General features: G+C 57.3%; 3 protein-coding genes. All 3 read right to left on the reverse strand.

All coding sequences use genetic code 11. The features are described from left to right. Nucleotides 1–1208, reverse strand: a 1208-nt coding sequence (locus tag ACXRVY_RS23645; RefSeq protein WP_458238387.1) for a condensation domain-containing protein, incomplete at its 3' end; no start/stop codon positions are given. A gap of 188 nt (nt 1209–1396) precedes the next feature. Then, nucleotides 1397–1762 (reverse strand): DUF2784 domain-containing protein, encoded by a 366-nt coding sequence (locus ACXRVY_RS23650; RefSeq protein ID WP_223463162.1) that lies wholly within the window; start codon nt 1760–1762, stop codon nt 1397–1399. A gap of 60 nt (nt 1763–1822) precedes the next feature. Continuing rightward, nucleotides 1823–2581, reverse strand: a 759-nt coding sequence (dapA, locus tag ACXRVY_RS23655; protein ID WP_458238388.1) for a 4-hydroxy-tetrahydrodipicolinate synthase, incomplete at its 5' end; no start/stop codon positions are given.

The following is a 2581-nucleotide window of genomic DNA, read 5'->3' on the forward strand; positions in this document are numbered from 1 at the left end:
AGCCTGGGGCGAATCACCATGGGGTGAACAAAATACCCCACTACCGGCTCCAGGGCCGCGTCGGTCCGGTTAGCCACCGGAGAGCGTACGTAGAGGTCGGTCGTGCCTGTGTTTCTGGCGAGAGAAACCAGAAACGCAGTGAGGATAACGGTATAAAGGCTCAAGCCCGTTCGGCTGCACAATTGCGCGATTGCGGGGTATTGCACATCCAGATTGAGCGGTAGAACGGCACTGCGATAAGTAAATTGCCGAGGCCGCTCAACAGCGCCGCGCAGTGGAAAGGGTTCGGGTAATTGTTTCAGTGTCTCTTGCCAAAAATCGCTATGTTTACCCAGCAGGTTTTCAGCCAGACGTTGATGTTGGGCATCGGTATAGTCTGCGTATTGCAGGCAGTATTTGGCTTTGTCAGGCACGCCGGTAGCGAGTAATGACTGATAGTGCGCGCAAAGCTGGTCCATCAGTACTGCACCTGACCAGCCATCGAATGCTATGTGATGGGCGGTGATGATCAGCACGTCATCCGTCCCTTGGCATTCAAGGTAGGTTGCCCGAATCAACGGTGGATGTCCCAGGTCAAAAGCGGTCAATGTTTCTTCAGCGATCAGATCGGTCACGGTTCGACTGATATCGCTTTCAAGCGCCAGGTTTATCAGGTGAAAAGGCAACGGGAACTTATCAAGGGCGTGTTGTGAGCGACGCCACTGGCCTTGTGAGTTGAACCCGAAACTGCAACGTAACGCCGGTTGCTGTTCAAGTACGGCGCCGAAGGCTTCGCGAACCCTGGCCACTGAACACTCGCCTCGAATGTAAAACGCCATCACCACATTTTCCAGATAGGCCGGGGTTTCGGGGGGCTTTTCAAGGACCTCGCGTTGAGCCAGTCCGGGCGTATCTTCACCTTCTCGCTTGCGCCAGGCATGGGCGTCCAGCAATAGGTTGTTTTCACTACCTTCGCGGGCGCTGCCGTTGAGCAAGCCCGTCTGCTGAGCCAGTGTCGGATGGTCGAAAATATCTTTGGGTGTCAGGTCAACATTGAACAGGTTGGCAATTCTGCCAAGCAGCATCGTGACCGATAGGGAAGTCGCGCCGCATTCAAAAAAATCGCTGTCGGCCGAGATGGCCTGGTGGCCGAGGATTTCTTTCCAGACAGCTCGTAATCGATCGAATGTCGAAGCGTCGCCAGTGACTGACGGTGTGGTGCGATTCATGATGCCCCCATTGCGGTTTAAGCTTTTTTAATAGGGGGTACTATTGACGGTTGTAGATAGATTGTTAAGTCGGACTGTTCCTGCGTTTTCAGCTCCTTTTCCATTTTTCGAGTAAGTCAGTTCCTACAAACTACTCGCCCGATTCAACTCTTTGCTCTGGAAAAGGGGTTGCCGCAGGCTGCGATCTTTCAGGGGCACTTCCACTTTCTGATCACTCGAAGATAAACCAGTACGTTGAGTACCAGTACCACAGCGCCCAATCCCAACTGAATGCCGGGCGTCAGGCCTGCCGGGTAAATCACCGGCCAAACGTAATGCTCGATGAATCCACCGCCATAGCCGGTTTGCCCGGCTCCATGACGCATGCGGTTTTCCCAGTCGGTCAGCGGGCAGGGCAGGTGGAAGAATTCCACCGCCATACCCCACAGCGCAGCGGGCGGGTGCCACCAGATCAGGTGGCGCCATTTGAGTACCAGCAACCCGCCGAACAACACGAACACAATGAACGACAGGTGAAACAGCATCAGCCCGTCGGCGGCGATTCGGTACAGCATGTCGGTGCCCCTGAAGGCTGATCGAATCGCTCCATGGTACTCGGGCCGGCGGCGGGCGCTCTATCGATTGTCGCGGCCCAATGCGCTGAGCACGCCTTTCAAACGCTCGGTCATCGATTCACTGCTGCGCTGCATCGGTGCGCGCAGTTCGTCACCGATCAAGCCTTGCAGGGCGAGTGCGGTTTTTACCGGGGCCGGGTTGGGCTCCAGGAACAGGCTGTTGATCAGCGCCAGCAATCGGAAAAACGTGGCGCGGCCTTCAGCCAATTGGTTGTCGCGGATCTGCCGGTGCAATTGCACGAACAGTTCGGGATGGACATGCGCCGACGCGGCAATCGCGCCTTTGGCACCCAGGCACAGGGCGTTGAAGATCTGGTTGTCTTCGCCGCACAGCACGTCGACATGGCCGCTGTTGAGCAAGGCGAGGGTGTTCGAAAAATTACCGCCGCAATCCTTGATGGCGACGATGCGCTCGTGGGCGACGATGTTGAGCAGGGTCGCCTGTTCGAAGGCCACGCCGGTACGGTAAGGGATGTCGTAGAGAATCAGCGGAACACTGGAGGCATCGGCGACCGTGCGGAAAAACGCTTCGAGGCCGGCCTGGGACGGTCGGATGTAATACGGCGCCGGCACCAGCAGGCCAGCCACCGGGCGCTCGAGGATCTCGCTCTGGAATTGCAACAACTCGGTCAGGTTGTTTCCGGCCAGGCCCATGACCACCCGTTGCGCCGGCGCCAGCTCCAGCACGGCATCCAGCACCGCCAGTTGCTCATGTTTGCCCATCGCCGCCGGTTCGCCGGTGGTGCCGCAAACGATGAG

The sequence above is a fragment of the Pseudomonas sp. P5_A2_2 genome, from assembly GCF_054177685.1.

Coding starts and splice junctions, on each gene's coding strand:
- ACXRVY_RS23650 (WP_223463162.1), bottom strand. CDS start 1,762: ATGCTGTACCGAATCGCCGCCGACGGGCTGATGCTGTTTCACCTGTCG.